The following is a 24321-nucleotide window of genomic DNA, read 5'->3' on the forward strand; positions in this document are numbered from 1 at the left end:
TCTTGTCAGTACCGGCCTGGCAGAACAACTCATGGCTGAATCTGGTCTTCCAGCTTCATGGTCAACGCCAACGTGCTGCCCATCTGTACCGCCCGGTCGCGCCATTCCTGGTACCGCACCTCGTCACGGCTGCTGAAGTGTACCGCCAGCTCTTCTGCAGCCTGCACCACACCCGCGGCTGCCGCCAGCTCCAGCCAGTACAACGCAGCCTTGATATCGGCTTCCACGTACAGCCCGTGCATCAATCGGTACCCCACCTCGAAACGGCAACGCGCCTCGCCGCGCTCAGCGCCGCGCAGGAACCATTGGTAAGCCTGCACCAGGTCGACTTGCCACTGCAGGTCGCCATCGCACACCTCTTCCTCGTACAAGTCCCCCAGCGCGGCGGCGGCATGCAACAGGCCGCGCTCGAACGCCTGCCGGTAGCACTCTGCCGCCTGCACGTAGGACGGTTCGATACCTTTACCGAAGTAGTGTTGCTGCCCGAGGTTGAACCAGGCGGCGGCATTGCCCTGCAGGGCGGCCATGCGCAACAGGTGGCCAGCCAGCACGGTGTCGGCACGCCAGTACTTGCCGTTGAGCCAGACCCAGCCGAGGTCATTGAGCGCCGCCACATTGCCTTGCAGCGCCTGGCGGCGCAGGTCGGCATATACCGCCTGCAAATCGCTGGCCTCGTCCAGGCGGTTGATCAGTAGCGCGCGCTGGCTGGGCAGCCCTACCCCGGCAAACAGCCGCTGTCGCCTCCCGACGGCAATCGGTGGGGCAATGACCCGCTCGGGCAGGAGACGGGCAAGCAGCGAATGGATATTGCTGGCAGCAGACATGTTCATCCTCATTGAACGACGCACAACCCCAACCTTCGGCTGTGATGAGGCGTGATTCTGCGTGACGACACGTCAAAACCTGTCGCGAACGAATCGGCACCGGGCAACCAAATGCGACTTCCTTGATCTGAGCAGGCTGTGGCCAATTGCCATGCCCCACGCCTGCCGCCATCCTATTGCGGCAAGCCTAGACAAGGACGTTACCTTTTGCCGTTCGCCACTACCCGCGCCACCCTCAGCCGTCAGTGGGCGCTGCTGCGCCAGCTGCCCAGCCGATCTCCAGGCATCACCAGCGCCGAGCTGGTCTGGCGCCTGCGGGACGTGGGCTTCACTGTCAGCAAACGCACCGTCGAACGCGACCTCAACGAGCTGTCGCTGATTTTTCCGCTGGAGCGAAATGACAAGAGCATTCCGTTCGGCTGGCACTGGTCGGCCAGTGCCGTGGGCGAATTACGCGGCAATTTCGACCTGCTGACGCATTTGCGCGGCGATGCGTTGCAACCGGCACGGGGAGAGGGGGTCGAGCTGGTGGCACGGATCAGCGATGCACTGGCGCGGCAGCTGCGGGATGCTCCGCTGAGTAGCGACATGCAGCTGACGGCGCTGGAACACGGGCATCGGATGCGGGCCACGGTGAGCGATGGCTGGCCGTTGCGCTGGTGGCTGTTGAGCCATGGCGACGGGGTAGTGGTTGAACAGCCTGGCGGCTTGCGGGAGGAAATCGGCAAGATCCTCAGCAATGCGGCTGCGCAATACCAGAATTCATAGCCTGTACCGAGAAAGGGGCCGGTACAGGCATGCCCGCTAGCGCTGCATTCCCCACCGCCGCACGGTCAGCCGCTCCAGGGTATTGAACACCAGCCCTTCCACCAGCAGGCCAATCAGAATCACCACCGCCAACCCGGCGAATACCTTGTCGGTGTAGAGCTCGTTGCGGTTCTGGAAGATGTACCAGCCCAACCCGCCTTTGCCGCTGCTGGCTCCGAACACCAGTTCGGCTGCGATCAGGGTACGCCAGGCAAATGCCCAGCCGATCTTCAGCCCCGACAGGATCGAAGGCAGCGCCGCCGGTATCAGGATGTGCAGCACCAGCCGCAACCCTTTCAGGCCGTAATTGCGACCGGCCATGCGTAACGTTTCCGACACGCCGAGGAAGCCCGCGTAGGTGTTCAGCGCCAAGGCCCATAGCACCGAGTGCACCAGCACGAAGATCAGGCTGTTGTCGCCCAGCCCGAACCAGAGCAAGGCCAATGGCAGCAGGGCAATCGCCGGCAGCGGGTTGAACATCGAGGTCAGTGTGCCCAGCAGGTCACGTCCCAACTGGGTCGACACTGCCAGGCTGGTCAGGACGAAGGCCAGGACGATGCCCAGCACATAACCCTTGAGCAAAATCACCAGCGAGACGCCGACCTTGGCCGGCAGCTCGCCGCTGTACAAGCCGTCCCACAAGGCAACTGCGGTTTGCAGGAAGCTGGGCAGCAACAAGTCATTGGCCTGGTAGCGGGCCACCGCCTCCCAGAGCACGGCAATCACCAGCAGGATGAGCGCCTTGCGCAGCCAGCCTTGCTGCCACAGGCGCTGCAGCAAGGGCAGTTGACGTTCCACGGGTACACTGAGCAGGGGTTGCAACTGCACTTCGTATTCCTGGCGTACAGGTGTAGTGGTCATGGCTGAAAGCTCCTGTCAGTAGGCGATACGGATATCGTTGAAGCCAAGGTCGCCAGCCGGTTCCGGCGTGTCCGCCTCGTCGAACAGCAAACGGTGGATGCGCCGCGCGCTGGCCTGGAAGTCGTTGCCGCCCAGGCTGCCCAGGCCGTACTGGTGGCTGTGCACCTCGGCCCGTACCCGCCCCGGGTGTGGCGACAACAGCAGGATACGGTTGCCGACCACCAGCGCTTCTTCGATAGAGTGGGTGACGAACAGCAAGGTGAAGCGCACCTCCTCCCACAGCAGCAACAGCTCTTCCTGCATCTTGCGTCGGGTCAGCGCATCGAGTGCAGCAAACGGCTCATCCATCAGCAGGATCTTCGGCTGCGTGGCCAAGGCCCGGGCAATGGCCACGCGGGCCTTCATGCCGCCCGACAGGGTGTGCGGGTAGGCATCGGCGAACGCGGCCAGGCCAACCTTGTCCAGGTAATGCAACGCCCGCTCCTCGGCTTCCACACGCTTGAGCTGGCCTGACACCAGCAGCGGGAACATGACGTTCTGCTTCACCGTCTTCCATGGCGGCAACTGATCGAACTCCTGAAATACCACGATGCGATCGGGGCCCGGGCCTCTGACGGCCTGGCCCTGCAGGAGGATCTGCCCTTCCTGGGGCGAAATGAAGCCGGCTACCGCCTTGAGCAAGGTGGACTTGCCACAGCCAGAGGGGCCGAGCAGCACGAACCGGTCAGCGCGGTCGACTTCGAAGCTGACCTGGTGGGTGGCGCGCACCACGCGTTGCGCGGTGCGATATTCGAGGCTGAGATTGTCCACCTTGAGTAGAGGCGGCGTGGCGACACGGCTCAGGTTGCTGGCCGTGTGGCCTGGCAATGGGGCGGTCATGATCGGTCAGCTCCCCTGCAGCGGGCGTTCATCCTGGAAGAAGTAGTCCTTCCACGACTCCGGCTTGTGCTTGATGGCGCCTACCCGATAGAGGAAGTCGGCCAGCTTGTAGGTGTTTTTTGGCGTGATGGTGAATTCGTACTGCGGGTTGTCGATCAGCTTTATCAGCGTGTCGCGGTCGATCTTGGCCTTGGTCACGCGGATATAGGTGTCGGCAGCGGCCGCCTTGTCGTTCTGGGCGAAGTCGGCAGCCTCGGCCAGCGCATCGACGAAGGCCTTGTAAGTCTTGGGGTTGTCCTTGCGGAATTGCTCGGTGGCAAACAGCAAGGTCGGCGAGTTGGGGCCAAGCAGGTCGTAGCTGTTGAGCACCACGTGCACGGCCTTGTTGGCCAGCACCTGGTCCTGGAACGGTGGGTTGGAGAAGTGCCCGTTGAGCTCGGTGCCGCCGGCCAGCAACGCAGCGGTGGCATCCGGGTGCGGCACGGCCAGGGTGTACTTGTCGAGGCGGTCGTACTGCTTGTCGCCCCACTGCTGGGCGGCAGCGTACTGCAGGAAGCGCGACTGCACCGAAACGCCTACCGCCGGCACGGCGATGCGGTCTTTGTCGGAGATGTCGGCGATGGTCTTGACGTTGGGGTTGCTGCTGACCAGGTAATACGGGAAGTTGCCCAGCGAGGCCACAGCCTTGACGTTCTGCCGGCCCTGGGTGCGGTCCCACACCGTCAGCAACGGGCCGACGCCAGCGCCGGCGATATCCACCGAACCGGACAGCAAAGCGTCATTGATGGCCGAACCACCGGACAGCTGGGCCCAGTCGACTTCGATGTCGATGCCCTGCGCCTTGCCGTGTTTTTCAATCAGGTGCTGGTCCCGCACGACATTAAGCAGCAGGTAGACGATACCGAACTGCTCGGCGATGCGGATCTTGCCTTCTGCCTGCGCCGCGGCAGGGGCGGCCAGGCTGCCGACCAGCAGGCTCGCGCCCAGGCCGATGCTTGCCGCCAGGCGGCTGATGGATTTGCGCATGTCGGGTTCCTCAGTCGTCAGAACGGGGCATCGCCCTGGATAGTGGTGCGATACAGCTTGCGGCGCAGGTGTGCGGGGCAGCCGGTGGCCAGGTGGATCAGCGAGCGGTTGTCCCAGAACACCAGGTCATGGGGCTGCCACTGGTGGCGGTAGATGTTCTGTTCCAGCACGCTCAGGGCATACAGCTGTTGCAGCACGTCGCGGCTTTCGTCGTCTGGCAGGCCGACGATGCGGGTGGTGAAGCCTTCACTGATGAACAGCGCCTTGCGACCGTTTTCCGGGTGGGTACGGACGACCGGGTGGATGACTTCCTGAACTTGCGCCAACTGCTCTGCGGTCAGGGTCGGGCGCCAGTTGCCTTCGAACTTGGCCTCGGCATAACGGGCCGTGTAGGAGTGCGCGGCACTACGGCCCTCGACCACCTTGCGCAAGGCTTCGGGGACGGCATCCCAGGCTTTGTGCATGTCGGCGAACAGGGTATCGCCGCCCTCGCTGGGCAGCTCCTGGGCATGCAGCATGGAGCCGAGGCTCGGTAGTTCCTTGTACGACAGGTCCGAATGCCAGAACTTGCCGGCATCGCCCAAACCGATGTTGCGACCGTCTTCGATGATATTGGATACGATCAGGATCTCGGGGTAACCGGGCAACAGGAACTGCTTGAGCACGTGGATCTGCAACTCGCCGAAGCGTCGGCTGAAGGCGATCTGCTGCTCGGGGCTGATGCGCTGGTCGCGGAACACCAGCACATGGTGGTCAAGATGGGCACGATGGATACGGGCGAAATCCTCCACGTTGACCGGCCGGGTCAGGTCCAGACCGGTGATCTCGGCGCCTGGGGCACCGGCGAACGGGCGGATTTCGAAGCGTTGCGACTGGGCGCTGTCGATGATCGACAAGGCGTTCGAGGCGGCTGACATTTTTCACTCCCACGCAGTGCGCGACATCTATGGCGCGCAACGATCAGAAACGCACGGGGATTTCCCGTGTGGGTTCAAGTCGTGCGGCGCGCCGATTGGTCGACGAGTACGCAGTGGAAGCGACTATAAATGCATAAAGGCGATATTTTAAATATCTTTAGTGAATAAGCATAGCACGGGTATCTGCCTTCAAATCAGGCCGCCATGCTCTTCTTCCTCAATAAGGTTATTCAGGCTGCTCAGCGCCTTGCGCGCAGTGGAGCGGTTGAGCAGCTTGGCCTGTGCCCCGGGGGGCAGGTCAGTGATCTTGAATACACCCTTGGCGGTGAGGACGTCGATCAGGTCCTCGAGCACACGGATCATGTCCAGATCGCTTTGCTTGAGCTGGTTGAGGCTGTTTTCCACAATGTCATCGGCGAACCAGGCCTGGATATCGGCATGGTCGGCAGGGAGCATTTCTGTGAACTCGTCGAAAGCAGCTGCCTCTACCCGTCGCAACTGGCCGGCAGCGTCGCGTTGCACATAGAACATGGCGTCCCTCGTCACAATGGTTCCTTGGTGGTAGACAGCAGCATAGGCAAAGATTGCCGGGCACGCAGGCACAGCAACAGAGTATGCGCTGTCCCAGGGTTGCGGGAAAGATCTGCAGCAGCGGCCTTGTGATGCCAAAGGGCCGCAAGGCGGTCCCGGCGATTCCAGCATTGTTGCCGAAATCCCGGGGCCGCTCCGCAGCTCTTTCGCGACACAAGGACGCTTCTATGGCGAGCACACTAGCCGGTTCGTCGCTATCAGCTGTCCTTGTTGTGAATGATGATGGTCGGGTCAGCACCGCTGATCAACGAGTTGATCGTGGTGTTGGACCAGTTCACCCCTTCCAGCTTGATGGTGACGTCGGCATTGGCGATACCACCTTCGGCGTTCAGCTTGCCTTCGCTACTGACCTGCAGCGTCGTCGTGCCTTCCACCGTGGTTAGCTTCAGGTAGTTGTCGATGGTGCTGCCCTTCTCGCCCTGGAGCAGGTCCTTCAGGTCGATCCGGTCGCCCTCGGCCACCTTGAAGTCCTTGATCACATCGTTGCCGATGTCACCAGCCTTCCACACAAAGGTGTCGGCACCGCTTCCGCCGATCAGGATATCGTTACCCTGGCCACCGATGAGGGTGTCGTTGCCGGTACCGCCCAGCAGGATGTCGTTACCTTTGCCACCATCCAGCGTGTCGTTACCGCCTTGGCCAAAGAGGATGTCATTGCCATTGCCGCCGGACAGGAGGTCGTGGCCGTCGTTGGCACCGGAGATATCGAACTCGTTGTAGTGCTCGGTAATGTACTGGTGGACATTGCTGGTGGTGACTGCACCGGCTTCGACACCGCTCTTCTGCGCCACATATGTCTGCAGCGCCTGGTAGCCCTCGCTGACTACACCGTTGAAGGTAATCAGGTCGCCGAAGATGATGTCGTTGCCGTTGCCGCCATCAATGCTGTCAGCGCCTGGCAAGGTCGCCTCGGAATGGCCGAGAATCGCCTTGGCCAAGTCGGATGGGTCAATGCCTGCTTGAGGTTTGCCAGCAGAGTCGTACGGTTTCAGATCGTTCAGCGTGACATCGCTGTTCAAGCCAATGGCCTGCACTTTGCTCACGCCGTTGGTGCCGCCAAGCAGGTTGAAGCTGGCGGTAGTGCCTGCTGCCGACTCCTGGTAGTTCCAATACTCACCGTAGCCAGAACCGTCAAGGCTGGAGAACTCGTAGGTGCCATCGCCCTGGGCATGCAAGGTTCCGACGGTGTTGGTGGACTGCAGCACCAATTCACCCCGTTTGTTCTCGCTGTAGGTCAGCACCTTGACCGAGCCACTGCTGCTGATCTCGACTTTGTGAGTGGCGTCTGCCCAAACGCTGAAAGTGTCGCCAAGTTTGTAGTTGTTGACGTTGACCACGTCGTCCAGGTACTTGCCGTTGGTCCACAGCCGCGGGTTGGTGCTCTCCCCGCTCTGGTAGTAGGTCGGCTTGCCGTCGGTGATGAAGTAGGTCAGGTTCTCGGCATTGGTGTTACCGCTGGCCATGGTGCTCTTGAAGAAGTTGGCCGTTGCCTTGAACACGTCTTCGTAGTTGGTACCACCACCGCTCGACATGGAGTTCAGTACGGACTGCAGCTTGCTCAAGGCATTCGGGTCGGCAAGGTTGACCGCCACGTTCTGCTTGACCTGGGTGTCGAAGTCGACCAGGAAGATGTTGACCGTGCCCGAGGTGTCCGAACCCAGGCTGGCTTTGAGCGTATTGAACACCGAGGCGAGCTGGGTCTTTGCATCGGAAAGCGACTTGTCGCTCATGCTGCCCGAGCTGTCGACGATGAAGGCAATGTTGTAGTTCTTGCCTTGAACCACGTTCAGGCCGGATACGTCAGCAACCATGATGTCGTTGCCTTCGCTGCCGGTCATCGCATCGTTGCCCGAAGTACCCACGTTGGCTTTGTAGGTCGCAGCGTATACGGTCACCGGAATATTGCCGGTGGTGACAGCCGAACCGCCGACGCTTTCGGTCGCGACCGAAGTGACCGTGATGTCGAACGAGCCTTTGAAGTAGGCCGGCGGAGTCAGCGTCAAGCTACTGAGTTTCCAGCCGGTCACGTCTACGGGGCCCGTACCGACCGTGACAGTGTGGCCTGCGCCATCGCTCAGCACGGTGCCTTTCGGAATGCCGCTGAGGGACACGTTCAGACTTTCGGAACCGTCGGTATCGGTCAGCGCGGTCGAGATACCGACCAGTTTCACCGAACCACCTTCCGGCCCTTCATTGAGCTTGTAGCCGTCGTAATAGCTCTGGCCATTGACGGTGTGCAGGTCGGACACGCCCAGGCCGGCGTTGGCCATCTCGGTCACGTTCTGGTACATCTTGATGTTCGAGCTGCTCAGGTCGGTGACAGCACCCGAGCCGATCTGGATGTTCAGGTCATAGCTGCCTGGCCCGCTCTGGTTGGCATGATAGACCTCGATCGGGTAGTAACCGCTGGAGTTCGGCGTGAAGCTGCCCGAAACCTGGCCACCCGCGCCCCAGGTGGCCGTGACCACGGTCTTGCCACCGATGGTGACCACGAAGCTGTCGTCGGCGGTCCCGCTGAAATTGTAGGTCTTGCCGGCTTCCAGATAGATCAGGCCCGACGTCTTCGAGCCGGTGCCAGCGCTGACGCTGCCATCGGACTGCACATTGGTGGTGGTGCTGCTGGCGTTGGCATTGCCCGAGTTGGCAAAGACTGTCTTCAGCGAGTCGCCAGTAATGCCGTTACCGTCGGTACCCAGCCCTTTGAGGCTGGTCCACACTTCCTTGGTCAGGCCTTTGGACGCGATCTCGGCGCTGCCGAAGCTCAGGGTCGGTTTGTCGGCCACCGGGCTGATATCGACCTTCATGGTCACTTCACTGCCCAGGTTGGTGCCATCGTTCGGCTTGAACTTGAACTGCGCGTAGTCGGCCTGCTGGTTACCTACGCCATTACCACCGTAGTTATCCGTACCCGACTGGTTGAGGGCCGGCACGAACTTGAGGTTGCTGGCAGTGATGTCAGCCTGGCTGACCACTTGGCCAACGGCCACGTTCACCCATGTTGTACCGTTGAAGAACTGCAGGGTACCGGCGGCCGGCAGCGAGGTAATAGTCACGGACAAGCCGGTATTGGCATCGGCATCGGTGACCTTGAAATCACTCCAGGCAAACACGTAGGCGGTGTCTTCCACGCCAAACACTGCACCGCCAGGCGAAACCGGCAGGTGGTCATTGTCCAGGATGGAAGTGGTCACGCTGGCATTGCCGCTGTCGACCTTCAGGTTCTCGAAACCGCCACCGGTGGCGTTTTCGATCTTCACGGTGAAGTTCTCGGTACCCTCGACAAGCTTGTCGTTGATGGTCGCGATGTCGAATGTGGTGCCGGTGCTGTTGGCCGGGATCTTCACAGTGGTGACACCGGTGAAGTCCTCGCCATTCTTGGCGGTGCCGCTGTAGCTGAGGGTGATGGTGACCTCAGACTTCGACGGGTTGCTCAGGGCCAGCGTGTAGTGGCCAGTTTCACCTTCGGTCAGCGAGGTGCTACCGCTGATGCCGACCGTGGTGACATCTCCCTGGCCGCTGCCTGGTTCATCAGTGACGGTGGTGCTGACCGGGGTCTTGTCCAGGGTCAGCTGCTCGAACTTGCCGGCATCGTCGCCGCTGACCGATGCGATCGACTTGACCACAGGGTCGTTGGCGCCTGCGTAGACGTTGTCCGGCGCAATGACGGTAGTGCTGCCAGTGGTGCTGTTCGCCGGGACGGTGATGGTGGTGCCATCGTTCAGGGTGAAGGTCAACGCGCTGTGCTTGTCGATCGGCAAGCCGTCTTTGTTGGTCAGGGTCACGGTGTAGGTGATTACGCCGCCTTCGGTAACCGAAGGGGTAGCAGTCAGCTTGGCCACCACTTGGTCAGTGGTATCGGTGACCTGGACCTTGGCCGCATCGCCCAGTTGCAGGTTCTCGAAGGTACGGCCATCAACGTCCACAGCGGACTTGATGCCCAGGCTGAGTTCACCCGAGTCCTTGTAGACATCATCGCCCTGTGCAGCGTGCTCATAGGCTGCGCTGGTTTCCCCTGCCTTGATGGTGACCTGGGCGTTGTTGCTCAGGGTCACGACCAGATCATGAGCGAGCGCCTGGTTGATGTGCACGGTGAAGGTCGGTTTGACGTTCTCGGCCACCGAAGGCTGGTCGGCAGTGATGGTGACTTTGACCAGGTCGCCTTCGTTGCCCGGAGTACCCGGTTCGTCGGTGACGGTGGTGCTGACCGGGGTCTTGTCCAGGGTCAGCTGCTCGAACTTGCCGGCGTCGGTGCCGCTGACCGATGCGATCGACTTGACCACAGGGTCGTTGGCGCCTGCGTAGACGTTGTCTGGCGCAGTGACGGTAGTGCTGCCGGTGGTGCTGTTCGCCGGGACGGTGATGGTGGTGCCATCGTTCAGGGTGAAGGTCAACGCGCTGTGCTTGTCGATCGGCAAGCCGTCTTTGTTGGTCAGGGTCACGGTGTAGGTGATTACGCCGCCTTCGGTAACCGAAGGGGTAGCAGTCAGCTTGGCCACCACTTCATCAGTGGTATCGGTGACCTGAACCTTGGCCGCATCGCCCAGTTGCAGGTTCTCGAAGGTACGGCCATCAACGTCCACAGCGGACTTGATGCCCAGGCTGAGTTCACCCGAATCCTTGTAGACATCGTCGCCCTGCGCAGCATGCTCGTACGCCGCGCTGGTTTCACCCGCCTTGATGGTGACCTGGGCGTTGTTGCTCAGGGTCACGACCAGGTCGTGGGCCAGCGCCTGATTGATGTGCACGGTGAAGGTCGGTTTGACGTTCTCGGCCACCGAAGGCTGGTCGGCAGTGATGGTGACTTTGACCAGGTCGCCTTCGTTGTTGCCACCTGGATTGCCCGGAGTACCCGGTTCGTCGGTGACGGTGGTGCTGACCGGGGTTTTGTCCAGGGTCAGTTGCTCGAACTTGCCGGCATCGTCGCCGCTGACCGATGCGATCGACTTGACCACAGGGTCGTTGGCACCTGCGTAGACGTTGTCAGGAGCGGTGACCGTGACCGAACCGGTCGTGCCATTAGCCGGCACGGTAATGGTTTTTCCGTCGCTCAGCGTGAAGGTCAGTGCCGAGTGGTTGTTGATCGGCAGACCATCTTTGTTGGTCAGCGTAATCGTGTAGGTGATCTCGCCGCCTTCGGTCACCGACGGCGTCGCGGTCAGTTTTGCCACCACTTCGTCAGTGGTATCGGTGACCTGAACCTTGGCCGCATCGCCCAGTTGCAGGTTCTCGAAGGTACGGCCATCAACGTCCACAGCGGACTTGATGCCCAGGCTGAGTTCACCCGAATCCTTGTAGACATCGTCGCCCTGCGCAGCATGCTCGTACGCCGCGCTGGTTTCACCCGCCTTGATGGTGACCTGGGCGTTGTTGCTCAGGGTCACGACCAGGTCGTGGGCCAGCGCCTGATTGATGTGCACGGTGAAGGTCGGTTTGACGTTCTCGGCCACCGAAGGCTGGTCGGCAGTGATGGTGACTTTGACCAGGTCGCCTTCGTTGTTGCCACCTGGATTGCCCGGAGTACCCGGTTCGTCGGTGACGGTGGTGCTGACCGGGGTTTTGTCCAGGGTCAGTTGCTCGAACTTGCCGGCATCGTCGCCGCTGACCGATGCGATCGACTTGACCACAGGGTCGTTGGCACCTGCGTAGACGTTGTCAGGAGCGGTGACCGTGACCGAACCGGTCGTGCCATTAGCCGGCACGGTAATGGTTTTTCCGTCGCTCAGCGTGAAGGTCAGTGCCGAGTGGTTGTTGATCGGCAGACCATCTTTGTTGGTCAGCGTAATCGTGTAGGTGATCTCGCCGCCTTCGGTCACCGACGGCGTCGCGGTCAGTTTTGCCACCACTTCGTCAGTGGTATCGGTGACCTGAACCTTGGCCGCATCGCCCAGTTGCAGGTTCTCGAAGGTACGGCCATCAACGTCCACAGCCGACTTGATGCCCAGGCTCACTTCGCCCGAGTCCTTGTAGACATCATCGCCCTGCGCAGCATGCTCGTACGCCGCGCTGGTTTCCCCTGCCTTGATGGTGACCTGGGCGTTGTTGCTCAGGGTCACGACCAGATCATGAGCGAGCGCTTGGTTGATGTGCACGGTGAAGGTCGGTTTGACGTTCTCGGCCACCGAAGGCTGGTCGGCAGTGATGGTGACTTTGACCAGGTCGCCTTCGTTGTTGCCACCTGGATTGCCCGGAGTACCCGGTTCGTCGGTGACGGTGGTGCTGACCGGGGTTTTGTCCAGGGTCAGTTGCTCGAACTTGCCGGCATCGTCGCCGCTGACCGATGCGATCGACTTGACCACAGGGTCGTTGGCACCTGCGTAGACGTTGTCAGGAGCGGTGACCGTGACCGAACCGGTCGTGCCATTAGCCGGCACGGTAATGGTTTTTCCGTCGCTCAGCGTGAAGGTCAGTGCCGAGTGGTTGTTGATCGGCAGACCATCTTTGTTGGTCAGCGTAATCGTGTAGGTGATCTCGCCGCCTTCGGTCACCGACGGCGTCGCGGTCAGTTTTGCCACCACTTCGTCAGTGGTATCGGTGACCTGAACCTTGGCCGCATCGCCCAGTTGCAGGTTCTCGAAGGTACGGCCATCAACGTCCACAGCCGACTTGATGCCCAGGCTCACTTCGCCCGAGTCCTTGTAGACATCATCGCCCTGCGCAGCATGCTCGTACGCCGCGCTGGTTTCCCCTGCCTTGATGGTGACCTGGGCGTTGTTGCTCAGGGTCACGACCAGATCATGAGCGAGCGCTTGGTTGATGTGCACGGTGAAGGTCGGTTTGACGTTCTCGGCCACCGAAGGCTGGTCGGCAGTGATGGTGACTTTGACCAGGTCGCCTTCGTTGCCCGGAGTACCCGGCTCATCAGTGACGGTGGTGCTGACCGGGGTCTTGTCCAGGGTCAGCTGCTCGAACTTGCCGGCATCGTCGCCGCTGACCGATGCGATCGACTTGACCACAGGGTCGTTGGCGCCTGCGTAGACGTTGTCAGGAGCGGTGACCGTGACCGAACCGGTCGTGCCATTAGCCGGCACGGTAATGGTTTTTCCGTCGCTCAGCGTGAAGGTCAGTGCCGAGTGGTTGTTGATCGGCAGACCGTCTTTGTTGGTCAGCGTAATCGTGTAGGTGATCTCGCCGCCTTCGGTCACCGACGGCGTCGCGGTCAGTTTTGCCACCACTTCGTCAGTGGTATCGGTGACCTGGACCTTGGCCGCATCGCCCAGTTGCAGGTTCTCGAAGGTACGGCCATCAACGTCCACAGCCGACTTGATGCCCAGGCTGAGTTCACCCGAGTCCTTGTAGACATCATCGCCCTGTGCAGCGTGCTCATAGGCTGCGCTGGTTTCCCCTGCCTTGATGGTGACCTGGGCGTTGTTGCTCAGGGTCACGACCAGATCATGAGCGAGCGCTTGGTTGATGTGCACGGTGAAGGTCGGTTTGACGTTCTCGGCCACCGAAGGCTGGTCGGCAGTGATGGTGACTTTGACCAGGTCGCCTTCGTTGCCCGGAGTACCCGGTTCGTCGGTGACGGTGGTGCTGACCGGGGTCTTGTCCAGGGTCAGCTGCTCGAACTTGCCGGCATCGTCGCCGCTGACCGATGCGATCGACTTGACCACAGGGTCGTTGGCACCTGCGTAGACGTTGTCTGGCGCAGTGACGGTAGTGCTGCCGGTGGTGCTGTTCGCCGGGACGGTGATGGTGGTGCCATCGTTCAGCGTGAAGGTCAGTGCCGAGTGGTTGTTGATCGGCAGACCGTCTTTGTTGGTCAGCGTAATCGTGTAGGTGATCTCGCCGCCTTCGGTCACCGACGGCGTTGCGGTCAGTTTTGCCACCACTTCGTCAGTGGTATCGGTGACCTGGACCTTGGCCGCATCGCCCAGTTGCAGGTTCTCGAAGGTACGGCCATCGACATCTACAGCTGACTTGATGCCCAGGCTGAGTTCACCCGAATCCTTGTAGACATCATCGCCCTGTGCAGCATGCTCGTACGCCGCGCTGGTTTCACCTGCCTTGATGGTGACCTGGGCGTTGTTGCTCAGGGTCACGACCAGGTCGTGGGCCAGCGCCTGATTGATGTGCACGGTGAAGGTCGGTTTGACGTTCTCGGCCACCGAAGGCTGGTCGGCAGTGATGGTGACCTTGACCAGGTCGCCTTCGTTGTTGCCACCTGGATTGCCCGGCGTACCCGGCTCGTCGGTAACCGTGGTGCTGACCGGGGTTTTGTCCAGGGTCAGTTGCTCGAACTTGCCGGCGTCGGTGCCGTTGACCGATGCGATCGACTTGACCACAGGGTCGTTGGCGCCTGCGTAGACGTTGTCTGGCGCAGTGACGGTAGTGCTGCCGGTGGTGCTGTTCGCCGGGACGGTGATGGTGGTGCCATCGTTCAGCGTGAAGGTCAACGCGCCGTGCTTGTCGATCGGCAAGCCGTCTTTGTTGGTCAGGGTCACGGTGTAGGTGATTACGCCGCCTTCGGTAACCGAAGGGGTAGCAGTCAGCTTGGCCACCACTTCATCAGTGGTATCGGTGACCTGGACCTTGGCCGCATCGCCCAGTTGCAGGTTCTCGAAGGTGCGGCCATCAACGTCCACAGCGGACTTGATGCCCAGGCTGAGTTCACCCGAATCCTTGTAGACGTCATCGCCCTGCGCAGCGTGCTCGTACGCCGCGCTGGTTTCCCCTGCCTTGATGGTGACCTGGGCGTTGTTGCTCAGGGTCACGACCAGATCATGAGCGAGCGCCTGGTTGATGTGCACGGTGAAGATCGGTTTGACGTTCTCGGCCACCGAAGGCTGGTCGGCAGTGATGGTGACTTTGACCAGGTCGCCTTCGTTGTTGCCACCTGGATTGCCCGGCGTACCCGGCTCGTCGGTAACCGTGGTGCTGACCGGGGTTTTGTCCAGGGTCAGTTGCTCGAACTTGCCGGCGTCGGTGCCGTTGACCGATGCGATCGACTTGACCACAGGGTCGTTGGCGCCTGCGTAGACGTTGTCAGGAGCGGTGACCGTGACCGAACCGGTCGTGCCATTAGCCGGCACGGTAATGGTTTTTCCGTCGCTCAGCGTGAAGGTCAGTGCCGAGTGGTTGTTGATCGGCAGACCGTCTTTGTTGGTCAGCGTAATCGTGTAGGTGATCTCGCCGCCTTCGGTAACCGAAGGGGTAGCAGTCAGCTTGGCCACCACTTCATCAGTGGTATCGGTGACCTGGACCTTGGCCGCATCGCCCAGTTGCAGGTTCTCGAAGGTGCGGCCATCAACGTCCACAGCGGACTTGATGCCCAGGCTGAGTTCACCCGAGTCCTTGTAGACATCATCGCCCTGTGCAGCATGCTCGTACGCCGCGCTGGTTTCACCTGCCTTGATGGTGACCTGGGCATTGTTGCTCAGGGTCACGACCAGATCATGAGCGAGCGCTTGGTTGATGTGCACGGTGAAGGTCGGTTTGACGTTCTCGGCCACCGAAGGCTGGTCGGCAGTGATGGTGACTTTGACCAGGTCGCCTTCGTTGCCCGGAGTACCCGGTTCGTCGGTGACGGTGGTGCTGACCGGGGTCTTGTCCAGGGTCAGCTGCTCGAACTTGCCGGCGTCGGTGCCGTTGACCGATGCGATCGACTTGACCACAGGGTCGTTGGCGCCTGCGTAGACGTTGTCTGGCGCAGTGACGGTAGTGCTGCCGGTGGTGCTGTTCGCCGGGACGGTGATGGTGGTGCCATCGTTCAGCGTGAAGGTCAACGCCGAATGCTTGTCGATCGGCAAGCCGTCTTTGTTGGTCAGGGTCACGGTGTAGGTGATTACGCCGCCTTCGGTAACCGAAGGGGTAGCAGTCAGCTTGGCCACCACTTCATCAGTGGTATCGGTGACCTGGACCTTGGCCGCATCGCCCAGTTGCAGGTTCTCGAAGGTACGGCCATCGACATCCACAGCCGACTTGATGCCCAGACTGACTTCGCCCGAATCCTTGTAGACATCGTCGCCCTGCGCAGCATGCTCGTACGCCGCGCTGGTTTCCCCTGCCTTGATGGTGACCTGGGCGTTGTTGCTCAGGGTCACGACCAGATCATGAGCGAGCGCCTGATTGATGTGCACGGTGAAGGTCGGTTTGACGTTCTCGGCCACCGAAGGCTGGTCGGCGGTGATGGTAACTTTGACCAGGTCGCCTTCGTTGCCCGGGGTACCCGGCTCGTCGGTGACGGAAGTGCTGACCGGAGTCTGGTCCAGATTCAGATTTTCGAACTTCCAGACATCCGCACCGCTGACCGCCTCGATGGCATTGACCACCGGTTGGTTGGCACCGACATAGACGTTATCCGGCGCGGTTGCGGTGGCCGAGCCCGTGGTGCTGTTGGCTGCCACGACAACGGTAGTACCATCGGTCAGCTTGAAGTACAGCTCCGAGTGGTTGTTGATCGGCAGACCATCTTTGTTGGTCAGCGTAATCGTGTAGGTGATCTCGCCGCCTTCGGTCACCGACGGCGTTGCGGTCAGCTTGGCCACGACTTCGTCAGTGGTGTCGGTGACATGGACCTTGGCCGCATCGCCCAGTTGCAGGTTCTCGAAGGTACGACCATCAACGTCCACAGCGGACTTGATGCCCAGACTGACTTCGCCCGAGTCCTTGTAGACGTCATCGCCCTGCGCAGCATGCTCGTACGCTGCGCTGGTTTCACCTGCCTTGATGGTGACCTGGGCATTGTTGCTCAGGGTCACGACCAGGTCGTGGGCCAGCGCCTGATTGAGGTGCACGGTGAAGGTCGGTTTGACGTTTTCGGCTACCGAAGGCTGGTCGGCTGTGATGGTAACTTTGACCAGGTCGCCTTCGTTGCCCGGGGTACCCGGCTCGTCGGTGACGGAAGTGCTGACCGGAGTCTGGTCCAGATTCAGATTTTCGAACTTCCAGACATCCGCACCGCTGACCGCCTCGATGGCATTGACCACCGGTTGGTTGGCACCGACATAGACGTTATCCGGCGCGGTTGCGGTGGCCGAGCCCGTGGTGCTGTTGGCTGCCACGACAACGGTAGTACCATCGGTCAGCTTGAAGTACAGCTCCGAGTGGTTGTTGATCGGCAAGCCGTCTTTGTTGGTCAGCGTGATGGTGTAAGTGATTTCACCGCCTTCGGTCACCGACGGCGTTGCGGTCAGCTTGGCCACGACCTCACTGATCGTATCCGAGATCTCTACGGTAGCCGGGCCGCCCAAGGCCAGGTTCTCGAAAGTTGCACCCGGAACAGTGGCATTAGTGACGCTCAGGGTAACAGAGCCGGCGTCCTTGATGACGTCGTCGCCCTGGGCTGGAGTCTTGTACTCGACCTCGGTTTTACCTGCCTCGATGGTCACGGTGTCGCCGTTCGACAGGGTTACAGTCAACGGCCGATCCAGCGTCTGGCTTACTTTCACGGTGAAGGAAGGCTGCTGGTCTTCGGTCACGTTGCCATTGCTGACGATGCTCACCGTGACAGTATCGACGCTGTCATTGATGACGGTAGATGCTGGAGTAGGGTCTGGGGTCAACTGCTCGAAGTTGCCACCCGTGGCGTTCTCGATGGTCACACTGACGGTCGAGCCGTTGTTATAGACGTCGTTTGCCGGGGTCTCGAAATCCACGCTGCCCTGAGTCTTGCCGGCTTCAACGGTGATGGTCTGGCCGTTCGAAAGAGTCACGGTTACCGGAGTCTGAGCCGGATTGCTCAGGGTCACGGTATAGGTGATCACGCCACCTTCGGTCACCGACGGCGTGGCCGTCAGGGTCGCAGTGGTGACATCGACCGAGTCGTTGATCGTGGTCTGGGCCGGGGTCGGGTTCGGGGTCAGCTGTTCGAAGTTGCCGCCCGTGGCGTTCTCGATGGTCACACTGACGGTCGAGCCGTTGTTATAGACGTCGTTTGCCGGGGTCTCGAAATCCACGCTGCCCTGGGTCTTGCCGGCTTCAACAGTGATGGTCTGGCCGTTCGAAAGAGTCACGGTTACCGGAGTCTGAGCCGGATTGCTCAGGGTCACGGTGTAAGTGATCACGCCACCTTCGGTTACCGACGGCGTCGCCGTCAGGGTCGCGGTGGTGACATCGACCGAGTCGTTGATCGTGGTTTGAGCCGGAGTTGGATTCGGAGTCAGCTGTTCGAAGTTGCCGCCCGTGGCGTTTTCGATGGTCACACTGACAGTCGAGCCGTTGTTGTAGACATCGTTCGCCGGGGTCTCGAAATCCACGCTGCCCTGGGTCTTGCCGGCTTCAACAGTGATGGTCTGGCCGTTCGACAGGGTCACGGTCACCGGGGTCTGAGCCGGGTTGCTCAGGGTCACGGTGTAAGTGATCACGCCACCTTCGGTTACCGACGGCGTCGCCGTCAGGGTCGCAGTGGTGACATCGACCGAGTCGTTGATGGTGGTTTGAGCCGGAGTTGGATTCGGGGTCAGTTGTTCGAAGTTGCCACCGGTCGCACCGGTAATCGTGGTGCTGACAGTCGAGCCGTTGTTATAGACGTCGTTTGCCGGGGTCTCGAAATCCACGCTGCCCTGGGTTTTGCCGGCTTCAACGGTAATGGTCTGGCCGTTGGAAAGGGTCACGGTTACCGGGGTCTGAGCCGGATTGCTCAGGGTAACGGTATAGGTGATGACGCCACCTTCGGTCACCGACGGTGTGGCCGTCAGGGTCGCGGTGGTGACATCGACCGAGTCGTTGATGGTGGTTTGAGCCGGAGTTGGATTCGGAGTCAGCTGTTCGAAGTTGCCGCCCGTGGCGTTTTCGATGGTCACACTGACGGTCGAGCCGTTGTTGTAGACATCGTTCGCCGGGGTCTCGAAATCCACGCTGCCCTGGGTCTTGCCGGCTTCAACAGTGATGGTCTGGCCGTTCGACAGGGTCACGGTCACCGGGGTCTGAGCCGGGTTGCTCAGGGTCACGGTGTAAGTGATCACGCCACCTTCGGTTACCGACGGCGTCGCCGTCAGGGTCGCAGTGGTGACATCGACCGAGTCGTTGATGGTGGTTTGAGCCGGAGTTGGATTCGGGGTCAGCTGTTCGAAGTTGCCGCCCGTGGCGTTCTCGATGGTCACACTGACGGTCGAGCCGTTGTTGTAGACGTCGTTCGCCGGGGTCTCGAAATCAACGCTGCCCTGGGTCTTGCCGGCTTCAACAGTGATGGTCTGGCCGTTCGACAGGGTCACGGTCACCGGGGTCTGAGCCGGGTTGCTCAGGGTCACGGTGTAAGTGATCACGCCACCTTCGGTCACCGACGGCGTGGCCGTCAGGGTCGCAGTGGTGACATCGACCGAGTCGTTGATCGTGGTCTGGGCCGGGGTCGGGTTCGGGGTCAGCTGTTCGAAGTTGCCGCCCGTCGCACCGGTAATCGTGGTGCTGACAGTCGAGCCGTTGTTATAGACGTCGTTTGCCGGGGTCTCGAAGTCAACGCTGCCCTGGGTTTTGCCGGCTTCAACGGTAATGGTCTGGCCGTTGGAAAGGGTCACGGTTACCGGGGTCTGAGCCGGGTTGCTCAGGGTCACGGTGTAGGTGATCACGCCACCTTCGGTTACCGACGGCGTGGCCGTCAGGGTCGCAGTGGTGACATCGACCGAGTCGTTGATGGTGGTCTGGGCCGGAGTCGGGTTCGGGGTCAGCTGTTCGAAGTTGCCGCCGGTCGCACCGGTAATCGTGGTGCTGATGGTCGAACCGTTGTTGTAGACATCGTTCGCCGGGGTCTCGAAATCAACGCTGCCCTGGGTCTTGCCGGCTTCAACAGTGATGGTCTGGCCGTTCGACAGGGTCACGGTCACCGGGGTCTGAGCCGGGTTGCTCAGGGTCACGGTGTAAGTGATCACGCCACCTTCGGTTACCGACGGCGTCGCCGTCAGGGTCGCAGTGGTGACATCGACCGAGTCGTTGATGGTGGTTTGAGCCGGAGTTGGATTCGGGGTCAGTTGTTCGAAGTTGCCACCGGTCGCACCGGTAATCGTGGTGCTGACAGTCGAGCCGTTGTTATAGACGTCGTTTGCCGGGGTCTCGAAATCCACGCTGCCCTGGGTTTTGCCGGCTTCAACGGTAATGGTCTGGCCGTTGGAAAGGGTCACGGTTACCGGGGTCTGAGCTGGATTGCTCAGGGTCACGGTATAGGTGATGACGCCACCTTCGGTCACCGACGGTGTGGCCGTCAGGGTCGCGGTGGTGACATCGACCGAGTCGTTGATCGTGGTTTGAGCCGGAGTTGGATTCGGAGTCAGCTGTTCGAAGTTGCCGCCCGTGGCGTTTTCGATGGTCACACTGACGGTCGAGCCGTTGTTGTAGACATCGTTCGCCGGGGTCTCGAAATCCACGCTGCCCTGGGTCTTGCCGGCTTCAACAGTGATGGTCTGGCCGTTCGAAAGAGTCACGGTTACCGGAGTCTGAGCCGGATTGCTCAGGGTCACGGTATAGGTGATCACGCCACCTTCGGTCACCGACGGCGTGGCCGTCAGGGTCGCAGTGGTGACATCGACCGAGTCGTTGATCGTGGTCTGGGCCGGGGTCGGGTTCGGGGTCAGCTGTTCGAAGTTGCCGCCCGTGGCGTTCTCGATGGTCACACTGACGGTCGAGCCGTTGTTGTAGACGTCGTTCGCCGGGGTCTCGAAATCAACGCTGCCCTGGGTCTTGCCGGCTTCAACAGTGATGGTCTGGCCGTTCGACAGGGTCACGGTCACCGGGGTCTGAGCCGGGTTGCTCAGGGTCACGGTGTAAGTGATCACGCCACCTTCGGTCACCGACGGCGTGGCCGTCAGGGTCGCAGTGGTGACATCGACCGAGTCGTTGATCGTGGTCTGGGCCGGGGTCGGGTTCGGGGTCAGCTGTTCGAAGTTGCCGCCCGTCGCACCGGTAATCGTGGTGCTGACAGTCGAGCCGTTGTTATAGACGTCGTTTGCCGGGGTCTCGAAGTCAACGCTGCCCTGGGTTTTGCCGGCTTCAACGGTAATGGTCTGGCCGTTGGAAAGGGTCACGGTTACCGGGGTCTGAGCCGGGTTGCTCAGGGTCACGGTGTAGGTGATCACGCCACCTTCGGTTACCGACGGCGTGGCCGTCAGGGTCGCAGTGGTGACATCGACCGAGTCGTTGATGGTGGTCTGGGCCGGAGTCGGGTTCGGGGTCAGCTGTTCGAAGTTGCCGCCGGTCGCACCGGTAATCGTGGTGCTGATGGTCGAACCGTTGTTGTAGACATCGTTCGCCGGGGTCTCGAAATCAACGCTGCCCTGGGTCTTGCCGGCTTCAACAGTGATGGTCTGGCCGTTCGACAGGGTCACGGTCACCGGGGTCTGAGCCGGGTTGCTCAGGGTCACGGTGTAAGTGATCACGCCACCTTCGGTTACCGACGGCGTCGCCGTCAGGGTCGCAGTGGTGACATCGACCGAGTCGTTGATGGTGGTTTGAGCCGGAGTTGGATTCGGGGTCAGTTGTTCGAAGTTGCCACCGGTCGCACCGGTAATCGTGGTGCTGACAGTCGAGCCGTTGTTATAGACGTCGTTTGCCGGGGTCTCGAAATCCACGCTGCCCTGGGTTTTGCCGGCTTCAACGGTAATGGTCTGGCCGTTGGAAAGGGTCACGGTTACCGGGGTCTGAGCCGGATTGCTCAGGGTAACGGTATAGGTGATGACGCCACCTTCGGTCACCGACGGTGTGGCCGTCAGGGTCGCGGTGGTGACATCGACCGAGTCGTTGATGGTGGTTTGAGCCGGAGTTGGATTCGGAGTCAGCTGTTCGAAGTTGCCGCCCGTGGCGTTTTCGATGGTCACACTGACGGTCGAGCCGTTGTTGTAGACATCGTTCGCCGGGGTCTCGAAATCCACGCTGCCCTGGGTCTTGCCGGCTTCAACAGTGATGGTCTGGCCGTTCGACAGGGTCACGGTCACCGGGGTCTGAGCCGGGTTGCTCAGGGTCACGGTGTAAGTGATCACGCCACCTTCGGTTACCGACGGCGTCGCCGTCAGGGTCGCAGTGGTGACATCGACCGAGTCGTTGATGGTGGTTTGAGCCGGAGTTGGATTCGGGGTCAGCTGTTCGAAGTTGCCGCCCGTGGCGTTCTCGATGGTCACACTGACGGTCGAGCCGTTGTTGTAGACGTCGTTCGCCGGGGTCTCGAAATCAACGCTGCCCTGGGTCTTGCCGGCTTCAACAGTGATGGTCTGGCCGTTCGACAGGGTCACGGTCACCGGGGTCTGAGCCGGGTTGCTCAGGGTCACGGTGTAAGTGATCACGCCACCTTCGGTCACCGACGGCGTGGCCGTCAGGGTCGCAGTGGTGACATCGACCGAGTCGTTGATCGTGGTCTGGGCCGGGGTCGGGTTCGGGGTCAGCTGTTCGAAGTTGCCGCCCGTCGCACCGGTAATCGTGGTGCTGACAGTCGAGCCGTTGTTATAGACGTCGTTTGCCGGGGTCTCGAAGTCAACGCTGCCCTGGGTTTTGCCGGCTTCAACGGTAATGGTCTGGCCGTTGGAAAGGGTCACGGTTACCGGGGTCTGAGCCGGGTTGCTCAGGGTCACGGTGTAGGTGATCACGCCACCTTCGGTTACCGACGGCGTGGCCGTCAGGGTCGCAGTGGTGACATCGACCGAGTCGTTGATGGTGGTCTGGGCCGGAGTCGGGTTCGGGGTCAGCTGTTCGAAGTTGCCGCCGGTCGCACCGGTAATCGTGGTGCTGATGGTCGAACCGTTGTTGTAGACATCGTTCGCCGGGGTCTCGAAATCAACGCTGCCCTGGGTCTTGCCGGCTTCAACAGTGATGGTCTGGCCGTTCGACAGGGTCACGGTCACCGGGGTCTGAGCCGGGTTGCTCAGGGTCACGGTGTAAGTGATCACGCCACCTTCGGTTACCGACGGCGTCGCCGTCAGGGTCGCAGTGGTGACATCGACCGAGTCGTTGATGGTGGTTTGAGCCGGAGTTGGATTCGGGGTCAGTTGTTCGAAGTTGCCACCGGTCGCACCGGTAATCGTGGTGCTGACAGTCGAGCCGTTGTTATAGACGTCGTTTGCCGGGGTCTCGAAATCCACGCTGCCCTGGGTTTTGCCGGCTTCAACGGTAATGGTCTGGCCGTTGGAAAGGGTCACGGTTACCGGGGTCTGAGCTGGATTGCTCAGGGTCACGGTATAGGTGATGACGCCACCTTCGGTCACCGACGGTGTGGCCGTCAGGGTCGCGGTGGTGACATCGACCGAGTCGTTGATGGTGGTCTGGGCCGAGGTCGGGTTCGGCGTCAGCTGTTCGAAGTTGCCACCAGTCGCACCGGTAATCGTGGTGCTGATGGTTGAACCGTTGTTGTAGACGTCGTTCGCCGGGGTCTCGAAGTCAACGCTGCCCTGGGTTTTGCCGGCTTCAACGGTAATGGTCTGGCCGTTGGAAAGGGTCACGGTCACCGGGGTCTGAGCCGGATTGCTCAGGGTCACGGTGTAAGTGATCACGCCACCTTCGGTCACCGACGGCGTGGCCGTCAGGGTCGCGGTGGTGGTATCGATGGTATCGGTAATCTGGGTAACCGCTGGCGTCTGCGGCACGGTCACCGTCAGCCCGTTACCTCCGCTGGTACCCGTCACTGTCGCCGAAATCTGGCCACCGTCGATGTATGGGGTATCGCTCGCGGGCACCACCACATTGACGCTACCACTGGTCTGCCCAGCGGGAATGACGATCACGGCACCGTTGGACAGGGTGACAACCAGGTTGCTGGTCGGCGCCTGACCGACCGTGGCGGTATAAACGATAACGCCACCCGCTTCGCTGATTGAAGGGGTAGCGCCAAGAACCAGGCCAGTAGTGACATTGGCTTCCGTGGTCGGGGTAGTCACGAGGGCATTGCTGGTTGTGTCCAGCGCGCCAACATCTTCATCACCAGGCACGGCGGCGAAGCCCAGCCCTTCTGTCTGGAAGCCGACGGTAGGGTCAACCCGGCCCGCGGTTTCCTCGAGCATGACGAAGCTGTGGCCACCGCCCAACGCGCCACCGCCCGCTGCCGATGGGCCAGCCGCAGTCGCTTCGAGCGCGGTAGTCGGGTCGAGACCGGCAGCGATCGCTTGTTGTAGCTCTTCCACCGAAGGGGCGGCCTGGGCAGTCGCCTGGCTAAGGTCAGCACTGCTGTCCGGCGCATCAGCGCTCCACTGGCTGTCGCGGCCCAGGTCGAGCAGACGGCCATCGGCCAGCTCCAGAGTTACCGCGCCACCCGGGCCGGTGAGAACTTCCTCACCCGCCAACAGACGGTCCCCTTCGATCAAGACACGCCGGATGCCCTCTGGGGATACCGCAATAACCTGGCCGACAATACTTTTGACGATGGCTACAACGCTGCTCATTGGACTCTCCGTGTGACCCGATGGGTACTTCCCTGCCAGAGCGGCATTCGCAAGCCACTTCAGGCGGAACTATGTCGATAATCTCTTGACGCTTTTATGCGTCAATATTTCGTCTATAACGTTTTTTGG

General features: G+C 61.0%; 8 protein-coding genes. 1 reads left to right on the top strand and 7 read right to left on the bottom strand.

The genetic code is table 11. From position 1 onward, the window contains the following. Positions 1-29: 29 nt before the first annotated feature. Positions 30-824, bottom strand: coding sequence for a tetratricopeptide repeat protein (locus ACVWZT_RS08055; RefSeq protein ID WP_457468866.1), 795 nt, complete (start codon positions 822-824; stop codon positions 30-32). 207 nt (positions 825-1031) lie between these two features. On the opposite strand from ACVWZT_RS08055, the gene ACVWZT_RS08060 reads away from it, so the two are divergent. Further along, positions 1032-1592 (top strand): WCX domain-containing protein, encoded by a 561-nt coding sequence (locus ACVWZT_RS08060; RefSeq protein ID WP_296235386.1) that lies wholly within the window; start codon positions 1032-1034, stop codon positions 1590-1592. A 36-nt stretch (positions 1593-1628) separates the two neighbouring features. Here ACVWZT_RS08060 and ACVWZT_RS08065 read toward each other — a convergent pair whose 3' ends face one another. The 6 genes from ACVWZT_RS08065 to ACVWZT_RS08090 form a co-directional block, all read right to left on the bottom strand. Further along, the gene (locus ACVWZT_RS08065; protein ID WP_296235387.1) at positions 1629-2492 is read right to left on the bottom strand and encodes an ABC transporter permease; all 864 of its coding nucleotides are present in this window, start codon (positions 2490-2492) and stop codon (positions 1629-1631) included. A gap of 15 nt (positions 2493-2507) precedes the next feature. Next, entirely contained in the window at positions 2508-3371 is an 864-nt protein-coding gene (locus ACVWZT_RS08070; protein WP_457468868.1) for an ABC transporter ATP-binding protein, read from the bottom strand. A 6-nt stretch (positions 3372-3377) separates the two neighbouring features. After that, positions 3378-4397 (bottom strand): ABC transporter substrate-binding protein, encoded by a 1020-nt coding sequence (locus tag ACVWZT_RS08075; protein ID WP_457468870.1) that lies wholly within the window; start codon positions 4395-4397, stop codon positions 3378-3380. 17 nt (positions 4398-4414) lie between these two features. Then, positions 4415-5314 (bottom strand): TauD/TfdA dioxygenase family protein, encoded by a 900-nt coding sequence (locus tag ACVWZT_RS08080; protein WP_296235390.1) that lies wholly within the window; start codon positions 5312-5314, stop codon positions 4415-4417. A 189-nt stretch (positions 5315-5503) separates the two neighbouring features. After that, positions 5504-5845 carry a tryptophan synthase subunit beta gene (locus ACVWZT_RS08085; protein ID WP_289131850.1) on the bottom strand — a complete coding sequence of 114 codons (342 nt, stop codon included), beginning with the start codon at positions 5843-5845 and terminating at the stop codon, positions 5504-5506. Positions 5846-6102: 257 nt separating this feature from the next. Next, positions 6103-24192: a retention module-containing protein gene (locus tag ACVWZT_RS08090; RefSeq protein ID WP_457468873.1), complete on the bottom strand. Its 18090-nt coding sequence runs from the start codon at positions 24190-24192 to the stop codon at positions 6103-6105. Positions 24193-24321 lie beyond the last annotated feature (129 nt).

The sequence above is a fragment of the Pseudomonas sp. TE21394 genome (assembly GCF_054057835.1).

Excerpts from the sequence above, each read along its gene's own strand:
- ACVWZT_RS08055 (WP_457468866.1), bottom strand. The coding sequence starts at position 824 with ATGTCTGCTGCCAGCAATATCCATTCGCTGCTTGCCCGTCTCCTGCCC.
- ACVWZT_RS08075 (WP_457468870.1), bottom strand. The coding sequence starts at position 4,397 with ATGCGCAAATCCATCAGCCGCCTGGCGGCAAGCATCGGCCTGGGCGCG.
- ACVWZT_RS08090 (WP_457468873.1), bottom strand. The coding sequence starts at position 24,192 with ATGAGCAGCGTTGTAGCCATCGTCAAAAGTATTGTCGGCCAGGTTATT.
- ACVWZT_RS08065 (WP_296235387.1), bottom strand. The coding sequence starts at position 2,492 with ATGACCACTACACCTGTACGCCAGGAATACGAAGTGCAGTTGCAACCC.
- ACVWZT_RS08085 (WP_289131850.1), bottom strand. The coding sequence starts at position 5,845 with ATGTTCTATGTGCAACGCGACGCTGCCGGCCAGTTGCGACGGGTAGAG.
- ACVWZT_RS08070 (WP_457468868.1), bottom strand. The coding sequence starts at position 3,371 with ATGACCGCCCCATTGCCAGGCCACACGGCCAGCAACCTGAGCCGTGTC.
- ACVWZT_RS08080 (WP_296235390.1), bottom strand. The coding sequence starts at position 5,314 with ATGTCAGCCGCCTCGAACGCCTTGTCGATCATCGACAGCGCCCAGTCG.